This window comes from Microbacterium sp. BDGP8 (assembly GCF_029991045.1).
In the GTDB taxonomy this organism is placed as follows: Bacteria; Actinomycetota; Actinomycetes; order Actinomycetales; family Microbacteriaceae; genus Microbacterium; species Microbacterium plantarum.
This window is the reverse complement of the sequence record NZ_CP120712.1, coordinates 177,352-192,951: the sequence shown is the minus strand read 5'-3', so window position 1 is coordinate 192,951 and position 15,600 is coordinate 177,352. Positions and strand designations below refer to the sequence as shown.

The 15,600-nt window shown below is 70.3% G+C and carries 17 protein-coding genes; 13 read left to right on the top strand and 4 right to left on the bottom strand.

Annotated elements, in window-relative coordinates; genetic code table 11:
• The 4 genes from P6897_RS00990 to P6897_RS00975 form a co-directional block, all read right to left on the bottom strand.
• Positions 1-978 carry an SRPBCC family protein gene (locus tag P6897_RS00990; protein ID WP_269266862.1) on the bottom strand — a complete coding sequence of 326 codons (978 nt, stop codon included), beginning with the start codon at positions 976-978 and terminating at the stop codon, positions 1-3.
• An 80-nt stretch (positions 979-1,058) separates the two neighbouring features.
• Positions 1,059-1,424, bottom strand: coding sequence for a winged helix-turn-helix domain-containing protein (locus P6897_RS00985; protein ID WP_120263818.1), 366 nt, complete (start codon positions 1,422-1,424; stop codon positions 1,059-1,061).
• A gap of 164 nt (positions 1,425-1,588) precedes the next feature.
• Complete coding sequence (locus P6897_RS00980; RefSeq protein ID WP_103841693.1) at positions 1,589-1,924, bottom strand: TraR/DksA C4-type zinc finger protein; 336 nt, start codon at positions 1,922-1,924, stop codon at positions 1,589-1,591.
• A gap of 9 nt (positions 1,925-1,933) precedes the next feature.
• Positions 1,934-2,323, bottom strand: coding sequence for a hypothetical protein (locus P6897_RS00975; RefSeq protein ID WP_282501820.1), 390 nt, complete (start codon positions 2,321-2,323; stop codon positions 1,934-1,936).
• Positions 2,324-2,449: 126 nt separating this feature from the next.
• Here P6897_RS00975 and P6897_RS00970 point away from each other — a divergent pair, with 126 nt between their 5' ends.
• The 13 genes from P6897_RS00970 to P6897_RS00910 all read left to right on the top strand — a co-directional run bounded on the left by P6897_RS00970 (position 2,450) and on the right by P6897_RS00910 (position 15,591).
• Positions 2,450-2,665: a hypothetical protein gene (locus P6897_RS00970; protein WP_023953215.1), complete on the top strand. Its 216-nt coding sequence runs from the start codon at positions 2,450-2,452 to the stop codon at positions 2,663-2,665.
• A 324-nt stretch (positions 2,666-2,989) separates the two neighbouring features.
• Positions 2,990-3,076: a K(+)-transporting ATPase subunit F gene (kdpF, locus tag P6897_RS00965; protein WP_064955215.1), complete on the top strand. Its 87-nt coding sequence runs from the start codon at positions 2,990-2,992 to the stop codon at positions 3,074-3,076.
• A 1-nt stretch (position 3,077) separates the two neighbouring features.
• Positions 3,078-4,760 (top strand): potassium-transporting ATPase subunit KdpA, encoded by a 1,683-nt coding sequence (gene kdpA / locus P6897_RS00960; protein WP_282501819.1) that lies wholly within the window; start codon positions 3,078-3,080, stop codon positions 4,758-4,760.
• Positions 4,760-6,937: a potassium-transporting ATPase subunit KdpB gene (gene kdpB, locus P6897_RS00955; protein ID WP_282501818.1), complete on the top strand. Its 2,178-nt coding sequence runs from the start codon at positions 4,760-4,762 to the stop codon at positions 6,935-6,937. The genes kdpA and kdpB overlap by 1 nt, the downstream gene beginning before the upstream one ends.
• A gap of 22 nt (positions 6,938-6,959) precedes the next feature.
• A complete protein-coding gene (kdpC, locus tag P6897_RS00950; RefSeq protein ID WP_282501817.1) occupies positions 6,960-7,568 on the top strand; it encodes a potassium-transporting ATPase subunit KdpC in 609 nt (202 codons plus the stop codon).
• A 35-nt stretch (positions 7,569-7,603) separates the two neighbouring features.
• The gene (locus tag P6897_RS00945) at positions 7,604-10,123 is read left to right on the top strand and encodes an ATP-binding protein (protein ID WP_282501816.1); all 2,520 of its coding nucleotides are present in this window, start codon (positions 7,604-7,606) and stop codon (positions 10,121-10,123) included.
• A complete protein-coding gene (locus P6897_RS00940) occupies positions 10,120-10,794 on the top strand; it encodes a response regulator (protein ID WP_282501815.1) in 675 nt (224 codons plus the stop codon). The genes P6897_RS00945 and P6897_RS00940 overlap by 4 nt, the downstream gene beginning before the upstream one ends.
• A 23-nt stretch (positions 10,795-10,817) precedes the next feature.
• The gene (locus P6897_RS00935; RefSeq protein ID WP_282501814.1) at positions 10,818-11,333 is read left to right on the top strand and encodes a GNAT family N-acetyltransferase; all 516 of its coding nucleotides are present in this window, start codon (positions 10,818-10,820) and stop codon (positions 11,331-11,333) included.
• Between the two features lie 11 nt (positions 11,334-11,344).
• Positions 11,345-11,785: a VOC family protein gene (locus P6897_RS00930; RefSeq protein WP_114588904.1), complete on the top strand. Its 441-nt coding sequence runs from the start codon at positions 11,345-11,347 to the stop codon at positions 11,783-11,785.
• A gap of 301 nt (positions 11,786-12,086) precedes the next feature.
• A complete protein-coding gene (locus P6897_RS00925; RefSeq protein WP_282501813.1) occupies positions 12,087-12,896 on the top strand; it encodes a sugar ABC transporter permease in 810 nt (269 codons plus the stop codon).
• Positions 12,896-13,759, top strand: coding sequence for a carbohydrate ABC transporter permease (locus P6897_RS00920; protein WP_023953243.1), 864 nt, complete (start codon positions 12,896-12,898; stop codon positions 13,757-13,759). Before P6897_RS00925 ends, P6897_RS00920 begins: the two co-directional genes overlap by 1 nt.
• Positions 13,760-13,797: 38 nt before the next feature.
• Positions 13,798-15,159, top strand: a complete 1,362-nt coding sequence (locus P6897_RS00915) for an extracellular solute-binding protein (protein WP_274178080.1) — start codon at positions 13,798-13,800, stop codon at positions 15,157-15,159.
• Between the two features lie 39 nt (positions 15,160-15,198).
• A complete protein-coding gene (locus P6897_RS00910; protein WP_114588899.1) occupies positions 15,199-15,591 on the top strand; it encodes an ester cyclase in 393 nt (130 codons plus the stop codon).
• Positions 15,592-15,600 lie beyond the last annotated feature (9 nt).

The window sequence follows — 15,600 nt, the reverse complement described above, 5'->3', positions numbered from 1 at the left end:
TCATTTTGACAGCACCTCCGCCTCGAGGCGGGCGTAGGAGTCCTCCATGCCGTCGGCCATGCCGGTAGCGAGGACCGTGTCGCGCGTCTCCTTGTCGGGATACTCGATGAGGAGCGTGAGCAGGGTGGCGCCGTCCTCTTCGTAGAGCTGGAGGTCGTTGACCGTGCCGGGCCCCTCGACTCCCGACATCCGCTCGGTCGTGACCTCGCGGCGCGGCGCGTCGAGCTGCAGCAGCTCGCCCTCGAACCCGAACGCCGTCTCGGGGGCGCCCTCCTGCTCCCACGCGTACCGGAACGTCCCGCCCACCTCGGTGGCGGGCTCGGCGACCGTCATCGACCAGCCGTCCGGACCCAGCATCCACTTCTTCAGCAGCTCGGTCTCATGGTGCGCGCGCCAGACGAGCTCACGCGGACCGTCGATGAACCGGGTGATGCGCACATGCGTGTCGTCGAGCAGTTCGACGCGCGTGCCCTGCCCCTGCGCGTACGCGCGGAGGTCTTGCACGACCGCGTCGAGCTGGCCCATGGCGAGGCGCGAGCCCTCGATGGCGCCCATCGCGATGACCTGCTCGAGCCCCTCAGCGGACGTGAAGTAGGTGACGTTCGTCAGGCGCGAGCCGGTCTCGGTCGTCTCGAACGAGAACAGCATGCGCATCGCGGGGAACTGCTCCATCGGCTCGCCGTTCTCGTCGGCGAACGCGTCGAGCACCTCGAAGCTGCGGCCCTCGTCGATCGCGATGAACTCCCAGGTTCCGCGCGACTTCTCGCCCTGCGGGCTCGACATGGCGTACTGCGCTCGTCCGCCCGGGGTGAAGTCGAACCGCGTGAAGGTCGCGGGCCAGCCGGGAGGGCCCCAGAAGCGCTCGAGCTGCGCGGGCTGCGTGAACGCGCGCCAGAGGCGGTCGACGGGCGCGGCGACATCCGCCACGAGCGTCATCGTGAGGTTCTCGGCATCGGTGGTGATGTCGGTGACGGGCATCGAATTCTCCTTCGAACGGATGGTGCGCGTGGGGTGGGTGTGCGGGCTTGCGGGTCTGCGGGTCTGCGGGTCTGCGGGGGTCAGTCTTCGGGCTCGGCGAGCAGGGCGTCGAGGCGATCGACGCGGGCACGCCAGAGGTCTTCGTAGCGGGCGAGCAGGGCCCGCGCGCGGGCGATCATGGCGGGGTCGGCGCGGACGAGGCGCTCGCGCCCCTCCGCCCGCTTGACGATGAGGCCGGCCGTCTCGAGGACGCCGACGTGCTTCTGCACCGCGGCGAACGACATGTCGTAGTCGGCCGCGAGCGCCGACACCGACTGCTCGTGCTCGATCGTGCGGCGGAGGATGTCGCGACGCGTCGCCGTCGCGAGCGCGTGGAAGAGACGGTCGATGTCGTCATCGCTCAGCTCGCTCCGCTCACTCGGTCGGGGTTCGTTTCGTGCAACCATTTGGTTGTACGTTAGGGCTCGGGGTGGCGGGTGTCAACACCCGCGGCGGAACGAATTTCGGAGATCGACGCGAAACTCGGACCGGGATGCCACATCCGTCCGAATCTCGCGCGATTCTCCGAGGTTCGGCCGGATGCGGGCGGCGTGAACAGCTACGGGCGCGGCTAGCGCGAAGCGCAGGCGACGCACATCGTCGCGTGGGGGCGGACCTCGAGGCGCTCGACCGGGATGTCGCGGCCGCAGCTTGCGCACACACCGTAGGTGCCTGCGGCGACGCGGGCGAGGGAGGCCTCGACCTCGGCGAGCTCTGCCCGCGCGGCTCGACGTAGAGCCTCGACCCGCTGCCACTCCCCCGACAGCGTCGACCCCTCGGGGTCGTGCTCGTCGTCGGCGGTGGCGTCGGCGCGGTCGTGACGAAGGCTGTCGTCGTCGGCATCCAGCCGGTCGAGCTGCACGGTGAGCTCACGCTTGCGCTCGTGCAGTCGCGCTTCCGGGTCCATCCCGCGACCCTACGCCCGCAGGAGGTCGTCGTGGCGACGCGGCTCGCGCCACCTGTCTCTCACGACGACACCGGCCAGGATGACGGTGACGGCGAGCGCGTGGAGGGCGATCATCGACGGCCCGAAACTCGGCCCGACGAACACCGACTCTCCCGTGGGGGCCGTGTAGCGGCATCCGACGCCGAGGGGAAAGAGTTGCCAGGCGCCCTGGGCCGCGACGGATTCGGGCACCACGGATGAGTCGAACACGAGACGGTTGCCCGCAGCGTGCGCGCAGGCGCCGCTCGGCCCGTCATTGATGCCGGGGGGCATCGCTGCCAGCAGGGCTCCAGCCCACAGCACCGCAGCCACGAAGGCGAACAACAGTTTCAGCGCGCGGGTGCCCGTCCGGGACGTCATGCGGGAACCCTACCGATGGGCCCCGCGCGGTACGGGCCCGGCCCCTTCGGCCACACGAGTCGCTACGTCAAGCCGGTGACATGGTCGGCCGGATCGGCGCACGCTGGGAGTGGAAGGGAGAACGACATGACCGATCACCACGACAACGAGGCCGAGCACGCCGATGAGGGTGCCCAGCACGCCCCCGACGAGAACCCCTCGACGGAGGAGCTCGAAGAGCCCAGCGTCGCGAAGGAGCCGGGCGAAGAGCCCAAGGCTCCGGAGCAGAAGGACGAGGAGCCGAGCCACCACGCCGTCGGCATCGGGGTCATCGACGACGAGTCCTCGCCCCTCGCGCCCTGACCCCGCCCCTGATCCGGCCGGGAGGCCCGGCCTGGCGATACATCTGCAGGACCGGTGGTGCTGGTGTCGTCTGGGCGCACGTCGGAGGCGACAGCAGCACCGGCCGCCCGACGGATGTATCGCCACCGGGCGCCGAGCCGGCACCAGAACCGTGAGGGCGGCGTGAGGAGCGGGCGCGGGGCCGTATGGATTCCGTGAGGACAGCGGGCGCGGCATCGGGCGGGGTGTTGCATCGGATCTCGTGCTCGACCTCATCTATCTCGCCGCGATCCTCGCGCTCTTCGCCGTCGCCGGCCTCATCGCCCGGGGGGTCGAGAAGCTGTGATGGTCTTCTCGCTCCTCGCGGCGGTGCTGGCCGTCGCCGCCATCGTCTACCTCGTCGTCGCCCTCGTGCGGCCAGAACGGTTCTGACGTGGATGCCGCGCAGATCGGGTTCGCGTCGTTGCAGATCGCGACCCTCGTCCTCATCCTCGTCCTGCTGTACCGGCCCGTCGGCGACCACATCGCTCGCGTCTACACGTCGCCGCGCGACCTCGCCGTCGAACGGGGCGTCTACCGCCTGATCGGCGTCGATCCACGCGCCGAGCAGACCTGGCAGGCCTACGCCCGCGGCGTGCTGCTGTTCTCGCTCGTCGGCGTCGTGATCGTCTACGGACTGCAGCGCCTCCAGCCGATCCTGCCGTTCAGCCTCGGCCTGCCCGCACCGAGCGAGCACCTCGCGTTCAACACCGCCATCTCGTTCGTGGCCAACACGAACTGGCAGTCGTACTCCCCCGACACGACGCTCGGCTACACCGTGCAGTTCGCGGGTCTGGCCGTGCAGAACTTCGTCTCGGCCGCGGTCGGCATAGCCGTCGCCATCGCCCTCGTACGGGGCTTCGCGTATCGCCGCTCGGGGACGATCGGCAACTTCTGGGTCGACCTCGTGCGCGGGCTCGGCCGCGTCCTCCTCCCGATGGCGATCGTCGCGGCCGTCGTGCTGCTCGCAGGCGGCGTGATCCAGAACTTCGCGGGCTTCACCGACGTGCAGACGATCGCCGGCGGGGCGCAGTCGATCCCCGGCGGACCGGTCGCCAGCCAGGAGGCCATCAAGCTGCTCGGCACGAACGGCGGCGGGTTCTTCAACGCGAACTCGGCCCATCCGTTCGAGAACCCGACGCCGTGGACGAACCTGTTCGAGATCCTGCTGCTGCTCGTCATCCCGTTCGCCATGCCGCGCGCCTTCGGCCGGATCGTCGGCGACGATCGCCAGGGCTACGCGATCGTCGCGGTCATGGGCGGAATCTTCCTCGCCTCGATCGCCCTCGGCTCGTGGGCCGAGGCGTCGGGCGGCGGCACGGCGACGCAGCTCGCCGGCGCCGCGATGGAGGGCAAGGAGACCCGGTTCGGCGTCGCCGCATCGGCGCTGTTCGGCGGCGCTTCGACGCTCACCTCGACCGGCGCGGTCAACGCGATGCACGACAGCTTCACACCGCTCGGCGGCATGATGCCGATGCTCAACATGATGCTCGGCGAGATCGCTCCCGGCGGGGTCGGTTCAGGGCTGTACGGGATGCTGGTGCTCGCGATCCTCGCCGTTTTCGTCGGCGGCCTGCTGATCGGACGCACGCCCGAATACCTCGGCAAGAAGATCGGGCCGCGCGAGATCAAGCTCGCGAGCCTGTACATCCTCGTGACGCCGACGCTCGTGCTCGCGGGAACGGCGCTGAGCTTCGCGATCCCGGCCGTGCGCGCCGACGTCGAGGGCACCTCGATCTGGAACCCGGGCGTCCACGGCCTGAGCGAAGTCCTCTACGCGTTCACCTCCGCGGCGAACAACAACGGCTCGGCTTTCGCCGGCCTCACCGCCAACACCCCGTGGCTCAACACGGCGCTCGGCGTCGCGATGCTGCTCGGCCGGTTCATCCCGATCGTGCTCGTCCTCGCCCTCGCCGGATCGCTCGCCGCTCAAGACACCGTGCCGTCGAGCGCCGGCACCCTCCCGACGCACCGCCCGCAGTTCGTGGGCCTGCTCGCCGGCGTCGTCGTCATCATCACCGCGCTCACCTATTTCCCGGTCCTCACCCTGGGCCCCCTCGCCGAAGGACTCTCCTGATGTCTGCCCCTCTGACCGAAACCCGGCCCTCATCCGGCCCGTCGTCCGCGGACCCGGACGCCAGCCCGGCACCGCGCCCGCGCAGCGCGTTCAGCCTCGAGCAGGTCGGTGCCGCCCTCCCCGGCGCGGTCCGCAAGCTCAACCCCGCCGCCCAATGGCGGAACCCCGTCATGTTCCTCGTCTGGGTCGGCGCGGCCCTGACGACGTCGATCGCGATCGCGGAGCCGTTCCTCGGCGGTCCCGAGACCTCGGGCGGCACGGCGGTTCCGGCGGGCTTCACCTGGGGCATCGCGGTCTGGCTGTGGCTCACGGTCTTCTTCGCGAACGTGGCGGAGTCCGTCGCCGAGGGCCGCGGCAAGGCGCAGGCCCAGGCGCTGCGCAAGACCCGCACGACGACGACCGCGCGCCGGGTGGTCTCATACGACGAGCGGACGGATGCCGCGGCCCGCGGCTCCGCGACCGAGGAGGTGCCCTCGGCCGACCTGCGGCTCGGGGATGTCGTGCTCGTCGAGGCCGGTGAGCTGATCCCGGGCGACGGCGACATCGTCGACGGCATCGCGACGGTCGACGAGTCGGCCATCACGGGCGAGTCGGCTCCCGTCGTCCGCGAGTCCGGCGGCGACCGCAGCGCCGTCACGGGCGGCACCCGGGTGCTCTCCGACCGCATCGTCGTGAGGATCACGTCGAAGCCCGGCGAGACCTTCGTCGACCGGATGATCGCCCTCGTCGAGGGCGCTGCGCGTCAGCGGACGCCCAACGAGATCGCCCTCAACATCCTGCTCGCGAGCCTGTCGATCGTCTTCGTCGTGGTCGTGCTGGCGATGAACCCCATCGCGTCGTACAGCGCCTCGCCCGTCAGCATCCCGGTGCTCGTCGCGCTGCTCGTCTGCCTGATCCCGACCACGATCGGCGCGCTGCTGTCGGCCATCGGCATCGCGGGCATGGACCGTCTCGTGCAGCGGAACGTCCTGGCCATGTCGGGCCGCGCGGTCGAGGCGGCCGGCGACGTGACGACGCTGCTGCTCGACAAGACCGGCACGATCACCTACGGCAACCGCCGCGCGTCGGCGTTCGTCGCGATGACCGGCGTCGACGGCGCCGAGCTCGCCCGCGCGGCATCCCTGTCGTCGCTGTCGGACCCGACACCCGAGGGCACCTCGGTCGTCGAGCTCGCGGCCTCGCAGCACGTGGTGGGCGAGCTGCCGCGCGACGCCGTGGCGGTCGCCTTCACGGCGCAGACGCGCATGAGCGGGGTCGACCTGCCCGACGGCACGCAGGTGCGCAAGGGCGCGTCGGGGTCGGTGCTCGCCTGGCTCGACGCATCGGCACGACCGGTCTCGGCCGAGGCCCGCGCCGAGCTGCTGCACCACGCCGACGCGATCGCGCAGTCCGGCGGCACGCCGCTCGCCGTCGCGACCCTCGACCCATCCGGTGCCGGGACGCTGCTCGGGGTCATCCACCTGAAGGATGTCGTCAAGGACGGGCTGCGCGAGCGCTTCGACGAGCTGCGCTCGATGGGCATCCGCACCGTCATGATCACCGGCGACAACCCGCTGACCGCTGCCGCGATCGCGAGAGAGGCGGGTGTCGACGACTTCCTCGCGGAGGCGACGCCCGAAGACAAGCTCGCCCTGATCCGCAAGGAGCAGGAGGGCGGTCACCTCGTCGCGATGACCGGCGACGGCACGAACGACGCACCCGCCCTCGCGCAGGCCGACGTCGGCGTGGCGATGAACACGGGCACGTCGGCGGCGAAGGAGGCCGGCAACATGGTCGACCTCGACTCGGACCCGACCAAGCTCATCGACATCGTCCGGATCGGAAAGCAGCTGCTCATCACGCGCGGCGCCCTCACGACGTTCTCGCTCGCGAACGACATCGCCAAGTACTTCGCGATCATCCCGGCGATGTTCATGGGTGTGTTCCCGGGGCTCGCGGCGCTCAACATCATGCAGCTGTCGTCACCGGCATCCGCCGTCACGAGCGCGATCGTCTTCAACGCGATCGTCATCATCGTGCTCATCCCGCTCGCGCTGCGCGGCGTGCGATACCGCGCCGCGAGCGCCTCGTCGATCCTGAGCCGGAATCTCGTCGTGTACGGGCTCGGCGGCGTCGTGGCCCCGTTCATCGGCATCAAGCTGATCGACCTCGTCGTCAGCCTCATCCCGGGCTTCTGAGCCCCCCTCCTGGAGACCTGTCATGTCCACCGCTCGCGCCTCGTTGCGCACCTCCGCCGTCGCCGTCCGCGCGATGATCGTCCTCACCCTCGTCCTCGGCGTCGGATACACCCTGCTGATCTCACTGGTCGGGCTCGCGCTGCCGTCGCAGGCGAACGGCTCGCTGCTGCGCGATGCGGAGGGCGAGGTCGTCGGCTCGTCGCTCATCGGCCAGTCCTTCACGGATGCCGACGGCGAAGCGCTGCCGCAGTACTTCCAGTCACGCCCCTCGGCGGCCGGCGACGGCTACGACGCGGCGGCGTCGAGCGGGTCGAACCTCGGCCCGAACAACGCCGACCTCGTGACCGCGATCGAGGAGCGCCGCACGGCGATCGCCGACCGCGAGAGCGTCGACGTCGCCGACGTGCCCGCGGATGCCGTCACCGCCTCGGGCTCGGGCCTCGACCCGCACATCTCGCCCGCCTACGCCGCGCTGCAGGTGGCCCGCGTGGCTGCCGAGCGCGGGCTGCCCGAGGCGGAGGTGCGCGATCTCGTCGCCGCGCACACGGCCGGCCGCGACCTCGGGTTCCTCGGCGAGCCGCGGGTGAACGTCGTCGAGCTCAATGCCGCCCTGGACGGCCTCGCGCGGTGAGCTCTCCCGGGCGCGGGGAGAACTAGGGTGATGCCGTGAAGCGGGGACGGCTGCGGGTGCTGCTGGGTGCGGCGCCGGGCGTGGGCAAGACCTACGAGATGCTCGAAGAGGGCCGCCGGCTGCAGGATGCCGGGGTCGACGTCGTCGTCGCGATCGTCGAGACCCACGGTCGGGCCGCGACCGCCGCGATGACCGCGGGCCTGCCGATCGTTCCGCGCCGCCGCCTCGAGCACCGCGGCGTCACGCTCGACGAGATGGACCTCGAGGCCGTGCTCGCCCGAGCCCCGCGCGTCGCCCTCGTCGACGAACTCGCCCACACCAACGTCGGTGGGTCGCGCAACGAGAAGCGCTGGCAGGACGTCGAGGAGCTCCGGGATGCCGGCATCGACGTCATCACGACCGTCAACGTCCAGCACATCGAGTCGCTCGGCGACGTCGTCGAGCAGATCACCGGCGTCGCGCAGCGCGAGACGGTGCCGGATGCCGTCGTGCGCTCGGCCGACCCGATCGAGCTGGTCGACCTCGCTCCGCCGTCGCTCCGCGACCGCCTCGCTGCCGGCCTCGTCTACCCCGCTGAGCGCATCGACGCCGCCCTGTCGAACTACTTCCGGCTCGGCAACCTGACGGCGCTCCGCGAACTGGCACTGCTCTGGCTCGCGGACGAGGTCGACAGCGCCCTGCAGGACTACCGTGCCGAGCACGGCATCCGGGGCACGTGGCAGGCTCGCGAGCGCGTCGTGGTCGCGCTGACCGGCGGGCCCGAGGGCGAGACGCTCATCCGGCGCGGGGCCCGCATCGTCGACCGTTCGGCCGGCGGCGAGCTGCTGGCCGTCCACGTGTCGGGCCAGGATGGGCTGCGCACCGCCGACCCGGCGGCCCTCGCCGCTCAGCGAGCTCTCGTTGAATCGCTCGGCGGCAGCTACCACCAGGTCGTCGGCGACGACATCCCCGCCGCCCTCGTCGAGTTCGCGCGGTCGGTCAACGCGTCGCAGCTCGTCGTCGGCGTCAGCCGTCGCGGCCGGCTCGCTGCGGCCCTCAGCGGTCCGGGCATCGGCGCCACCGTCATCCGCGAGTCGGGCGATATCGACGTGCACGTCGTGACGCACGCCGCTGCCGGCGGCCGCTTCACCCTGCCCCGTGTCGCCGGCGGCGCTCTCAGCGTGCGGCGCCGGATCCTCGGTTTCGTCCTCGCGCTGACCGGCGGTCCGCTGCTCACGTGGCTGCTCGTCGCGCTGCGGAGCCCCGAGTCGATCACGAGCGACGTGCTCGCGTACCAGCTGCTCGTCGTCGTGGTCGCGCTCGTCGGCGGACTGTGGCCGGCCGTCTTCGCCGCGGTGATGTCCGGGGTGACACTCGACTTCTTCTTCGTGGCTCCGCTGTACACCGTCACGGTCTCCGATCCGCTGCACGCGTGGGCGCTGATCCTGTACGTCGTCATCGCGCTCCTCGTGAGCGTCATCGTCGACCGCGCCGCCCGGGGCACGCGGTCGGCCCGGCGAGCAGCCGCCGAGGCCGAGCTGCTTGCGGCGGTCGCCGGCAGCGTGCTGCGGGGCGATGGCTCGATTCCGGCCCTCGTCGCGCGGGCGCGCGAGGCCTTCGGGATGTCGGGTGCGCGCTTGGTCGCGTCGGACGGGACCGTGATCGCCGCCGACGGCGAGCCCGTGCGCGACGACCGCCACCTGCGCGTCGACGTCGGACGCGAGGCCGTGCTCGAGCTCCACGGCAGCGAGTCGGAGCAGCTCGACGGCTCGGAACGCCGGCTGCTGGATGTCGTCGTCGCGCAGCTCGCCGCCGCGCTCGAGCAGGCCGACCTGCAGCGGGCGGCGAGCTCGGCGTCGGTGCTCGCCGAGACCGACCGGGTACGCAGCGCCCTCCTCTCGGCGGCGAGCCATGACCTGCGGCGCCCTCTGGCCGCTGCCGTCGCGGCACTCGGGGGGCTCCGCGCGGCCGGCCCCGCGCTCGACGACGCCGACCGCGACGAGCTGCTCGCGACCGCCGACGAGAGCCTCGGCACGCTGACCTCGCTCGTGACCGACCTGCTCGATGTGAGCCGCATCGAGGCCGGCGCTCTCGCCGTCGCCCTGCGACCGGTCGACACGGCCGATGCCGTGCTCGCCGCGGTCGACGAGCTCGGTCTCGGGCCCGCTGCGGTGGAGCTGGCGCTGGACGAGGCGATCGGGCCGGTGCTCGCCGATGCGGTGCTGTTGCAGCGGGTGCTGGTCAACGTGCTGGCCAACGCCCACCGCCATTCGCCTGCCGGAACGCCGGTGCGCATCAGCACGAGCTCGCTGGGCGGGCAGGCCCAGGTCCGCGTGATCGACCACGGACCCGGCATCCCGCCCGAGCGTCACGGCGACGTGTTCACGCCCTTTCAGCGGCTCGGCGACACCGACAACACGACCGGACTCGGGCTCGGGCTCGCGCTGTCGAAGGGTTTCACCGAGGGGATGCGGGGCCAGCTCGTGCCCGAGCAGACCCCTGGCGGCGGCCTCACCATGGTGATCGAGCTGCCCCTGGCATCGGCGGCGGCGCAAAAGGGCAGGATCGAGGGGTGAAGGTCCTCCTCGCCGACGACGACCCGCAGCTCGTGCGGGCGCTGCGCATCACGCTCGCGGCCCACGGGTACGACGTCGTGGCGGCCGCCGACGGGGCGGCGGCGATCGCGGCGGCCGCGTCCGAGCATCCCGATGTGATCGTGCTCGACCTGGGGATGCCGCGCCTCGACGGCGTCGCCGTGATCGAGGCCGTGAGGGGATGGAGCGCCGTGCCGATCATCGTCGTCTCGGGGCGCACCGGGTCGGCAGACAAGGTGGCGGCGCTCGACGCCGGGGCTGACGACTACGTCACCAAGCCCTTCCAGATCGACGAGCTGCTCGCGAGACTGCGCGCGCTGACCCGGCGGGCCGGCGGTGCCGCATCCGTCGCCGTCGTGCGGTTCGCCGATGTCGAGATCGACCGCGCCGCCAAGACCGTCACGCGCGGCGGCGAGCGCGTGCACCTCACGCCGACCGAGTGGCGGATGCTCGACTTCCTCGCCCGAACCCCCGGGGCACTCGTGACCCGGCAGGACCTGCTGAAGGAGCTGTGGGGCACCGAGCAGGTCAACGACACCGGGTACCTGCGTCTCTACGTCTCGCAGCTGCGGAAGAAGCTCGAGGCCGATCCCGCGCATCCCGAGCACCTGCTCACCGAATCCGGCATGGGCTACCGGCTCATCGTCGAGTGAACGCCGCTCGATACGATCGGGCCGTGCCGCTCGACATCCGCCCGCCCAGCCCCGGCGAGCTGGACCTCCTCGAAGACATCGAGAACGACGCCGACGCGCTGCTGCGCGATCTGCTCGACCCGCCCACCTGGTGGCCGGCTCCGCCCGGGTCTTCTCGCGCTGCGGAGCCGGGATTCCTGCTCGTCGCCCACGTCGGTGACGGGGTGGTCGCGGGGTTCGTTCATGTGCTCGAGCTCGAGGGTCATGCCCACCTCGAACAGCTGTCGGTGTCGCCCGAGCACGCTCGCCGCGGGTACGGCCGCAAGCTCGTCGAGGCGGCGATGGCGTACGCGCGCGACCGCGGCCACGATCGGATGTCGCTCCGCACCTTCGCCGACGTGCCCTGGAACGCCCCGTTCTACGAACGCCTCGGCTTCGCGGTGACCGACCCGCGTTCGGAGTTCGAGCTCATGCTCGTCGAGACGGAGGAGCGCATCGGCCTCGACGCCCTCGGCCCGCGCGTGCAGATGACCGCGAAGCTGCAGGTCGCGTCTGTATGAGACTGGGACCCATGGCAGGTTTCCATCACGTCGAGCTCTGGGTCAGCGACATCGAGAGCGCACGCTCCGACTGGGGCTGGCTGCTTCGGCGGGTCGGCTTCGACCTCGAGAGCACGTGGCCGCAGGGCGAGTCGTGGGCGGCGGGCGGGGCCTACCTGACGCTCACCACCTCACCGAACACGGTCGGCGCCGAGCACGACCGTCGGCGGCCGGGCCTGAATCATCTGGCCTTCCACGGCGGCTCCGCCGCCGAGGTCGATGCGATCATGGCCGACGCCCCGGCCGCGGGCTGGATGCCGCTGTACCAGGAGCGCTACCCGCACGCCGGCGGCCCGCAGCACTACGCCGGCTGGCTCGAGAATGCGGCGGGCTTCAAGGTCGAGGTGGTCGCAACGGGGACCAGCTTCGTCGCGGAGATGAACCAGCACGCAGGCATCTCCTCGTCGCTGTGACCACGCCAGCCTGATCGGGGCTGCCCGGCGAGCACTGCCCGAGGGATGCCGCCGTGTCAAGCCACTGGGGAACCGCTTCTCGCTTCTTCTAGCTTCGGCCCCACAGGACGGCATCCATCAGGTCCTGCGGGTTCGAGGCCTGGAGGACGACATAAGCAGTACCGCTCGCGCGCGACCGACGACGGTCGGCGCCACACGGCCGGGGCGCATCCGGCAGAAGTACAACAAGCGCGAAGCGCTCGCGGGCTACCTCTTCCTGACGCCGTGGATCATCGGATTCCTCGTCTTCACCGTCGGGGCGATGATCTACAGCCTGTACATCTCGTTCAGCAGCTACAACCTCGCCACGAACTCGTCACGCCCCATCGGCTTCGACAACTACGCCCGGCTCTTCGAAGACCCCCGCGTGGCCGTATCGCTGGCTAACACGCTGTTCTACGCCGTCATGGCCGTGCCGCTCGAGATCATGTTCGCGCTCGTGCTCGCGCTGCTGCTGAACCGGATGGGTCGCGGCGCGGGGATCTTCCGCACGCTCTACTACCTGCCGAAGATGACGCCGGCGGTCGCGACGGCCGCGGTGTTCTTCCTCCTGCTCAACGGCAACTCCGGCGCGATCAACCAGGGGCTCGCCGCCATCGGCATCCAGGGTCCCCAATGGCTCGTCGACCCGGCGTGGGTGAAACCCAGCATCGTGATCATGGCGCTGTGGACCGTCAGCGGCACGATGGTGATCTTCCTCGCCGCGCTGAAGAACGTCCCCGTCGAGTTGTACGAGGTGGCATCCCTCGACGGCGCCGGCCCGGTGCGGAAGTTCTTCTCCATCACGCTGCCGATGATCTCGGGCGCGATGTTCTTCAACGTCATCGTGCTGTCGATCGCAGCCTTCCAGGTCTTCGACCAGGCGTATCTGCTCTTCTGGCGGGATCAGAGCAACGCGTCGCCCGAGGCGTCGCTGTTCTACGCCATCTATCTGTTCCAGCAGGCGTTCCGGCAGTTCAACTTCGGGTTCGCGGCGGCCATGGCCTGGCTGCTGTTCGTCATCATCATGGCCGTCACGGTCATCCAGGTGAAGTTCGGCAACCGCTTCGTCTACTACGAGGGCGACCGCTGATGGCGACGAGGTTCCGCACCCCGAAGACCGTCGCCGGCCGCGTCACGCTCGCGGCGATCTCGACGGGCTTCGCCCTGCTGTTCCTGTACCCGTTCGCGTGGCTGCTCGCGGCGAGCTTCAAGCCCCGCGGCGAAGTGTTCGACAACCGCCTCATCCCGCAGACCTTCGTGCCCGAGAACTACGCCGAGGTGTGGAACCAGCTCCCCCTGCTCAGCTGGATGTTCAACAGCGTCGCGATCGCGCTGCTGGCGGCGACGGCGGTGTCGATCTCGAGCTCGATCGTCGCGTTCGGGTTCGCCTACTTCTCCTTCCCCGGACGCAAGCTCCTGTTCGGACTGGTGCTCGCCACGATGATGCTCCCCGGCGCCGTGACGATGATCCCGGTCTACCTGATCTGGAAAGAGACGGGCCTGCTCGGCACCTGGGTCCCGCTATGGGGCGCGAACCTTTTCGGGTCGGCGTTCTACATCTTCCTGCAGCGCCAGTTCTTCCTCGGCCTGCCGCGCGAGCTCTTCGAGGCGGCGCGCATCGACGGCGCCAGCTACTGGGGGCTCTTCTGGCGCATCGCGATGCCGTTGTCGGTGCCCTCGTTCGTGATCGTGTTCCTGTTCGAGTTCCAGGCGAGCTGGAACAACCTGCAGTCCGCGCTCATCTACCTCAACGCCGGCTCGGTCGACGAGTTCACCGCACCGCTCGGCATCGCCTACGCGATGACCAAGTACAGCCCTACCGCCGGCGGCCAGGGCGACTACCAGTACGTGATGGTGGCCTCGCTCATCGTCACGCTGCCCATGCTCATCCTCTTCGCCTTCGGGCAGCGCTACTTCATCGAAGGCGTCGCCACCCAGGGCCGCAAGGGATGATCCGCGTGCTCGCGCGGGACCACGACAGGAGGAATCACATGCGCAATCGACTGATCGGAACGACCGCGGTGGCCGCGGCATCCGTCATCGTGCTGGCGGGATGCAGCAACGACGCCGGCACCGCGGAAGACGTCGACTTCTCGGCGACGCCCACCGGAACCCTCGCGGCGTGGGGCTTCGAAAACGCCGACGACGTCGGCACCGCGCGACTCGACTATGCGGCGGAGCAGCTGTCGGATGTCGAGGTGCAGCTGGATGCCACGGCCTTCGACTCGCAGAAGTTCACGACCCGCATCGCGAGCGGCGACGTGCCCGACGTCGTGCAGATGGATCGCCGCTACGTCACGCAGTACGCGGCACAGGGCCTCATCATGCCCCTCGACAGCTGCTTCGAGGCACAGGACGTCGACGCGGACGACCGGTGGTACGAGTCGGTCGTCGACGACGTGCGCTACGAGGATCAGGTGTGGGGTGCGCCGCAGTTCTACCAGCCACCGGCCATCATCCTCAACAAGCGGGTGATGGACGCCGCGGGCGTGACGGCGGACGAGATCGACACCTCGCAGCCCGACGTCTTGCTGGCCGCCATCGAGAAGATGTACCAGGAATCCGGCGGCGTTCCGACGCGGCTGGGCCTCGACCCGGTGTCGACCGGTCAGTCCGCGCTGTGGATCCTCGGCGCGGGCGGCCAGCTCACCGATGACGACGGCGTGCCGACCCTCGACGACCCGAGCAACCTCGCGGGCATGGAGCTGCTGCAGCGGATCAACGACGCGCAGGGCGGGTTCGCGCAGGTGAAGAGCTTCACCGACGCGTTCGACACGTTCGGCGATGCGAACCAGTACGTCACCGATCAGGTCGGTGCGCAGGTCAACGCGCAGTGGTACCCGAACGTCCTCTCGCCCTACCTCGAGCAGATCGACATCGAGGCGGTGCCGTTCCGCGACAGCGACGGTGAGCCGTTCTCGGTGTCCGGCGGCCAGGCTTTCGTCATCCCGGCCGGAGCGAAGAACCCCGGCGCGGCCTGCGCGTGGGTCTCGGCTCTGACGAGCGGCGAGGCGTGGAACGCGGCGGGCGAAGCACGCGCTGCGACGCGTGCCGCCGACGGCGGCGCCAACACCGGCCTGTTCACGGGATCGCCGCAGCCCGACCAGGAGATCCGCGAGAAGTGGGTCACGCCGTCGGGCAACGAGGGTTTCGACCAGGTCGTCGCGACCTACTACGACGTGGTCGATTACGGCACCTCGTTCGGGTCCTCCCCCGCCGGGCAGGACATCCAGAACGAGCTGAACAACGCGGTGACGGCGGCCCTCCTCGGCGACAAGACCGCCGAGGAAGCGCTCGCGGACGCACAGGATGCCGCCATGCGGGCCTACGAGAACGCCGTAGCGTCGCGCTGACGGTGCGGTACCTGGTCACCACCCGCCGATAATGGGCAGGTGGAGCCGTGGGAGATGCACGCCTGGTACGCCGATTACCTGGAAGCCTGCAACCGCCACGACCTCGACGCCATTCGCTCGTTCATCGACCCGAACGTCCGGCGAGCGCACCTGCCGGGCGGAGCCGACGCCTGGATGACCGACGTCGTCGAGGTGCTCGATGCCTTTCCCGATTGGCAGGTGCGCCGCATCCAGCTCGTCGTGGAGGACGACCGCATCGCCGCGCATGTGCGCGCCAGCGGCACGCACACCGGCCCGTTCCGCGGTATCCGGCCCACCCGACGTCACGTCAATGTCGCGGAGTTCGAATTCCTGCGGCTGACGGGAGGGCGAATCACCGATTTCGCCGGCACCACCGACCACGCCGCCCTGCTGGCCCAGCTGCGCGACTGACCCGAGAGG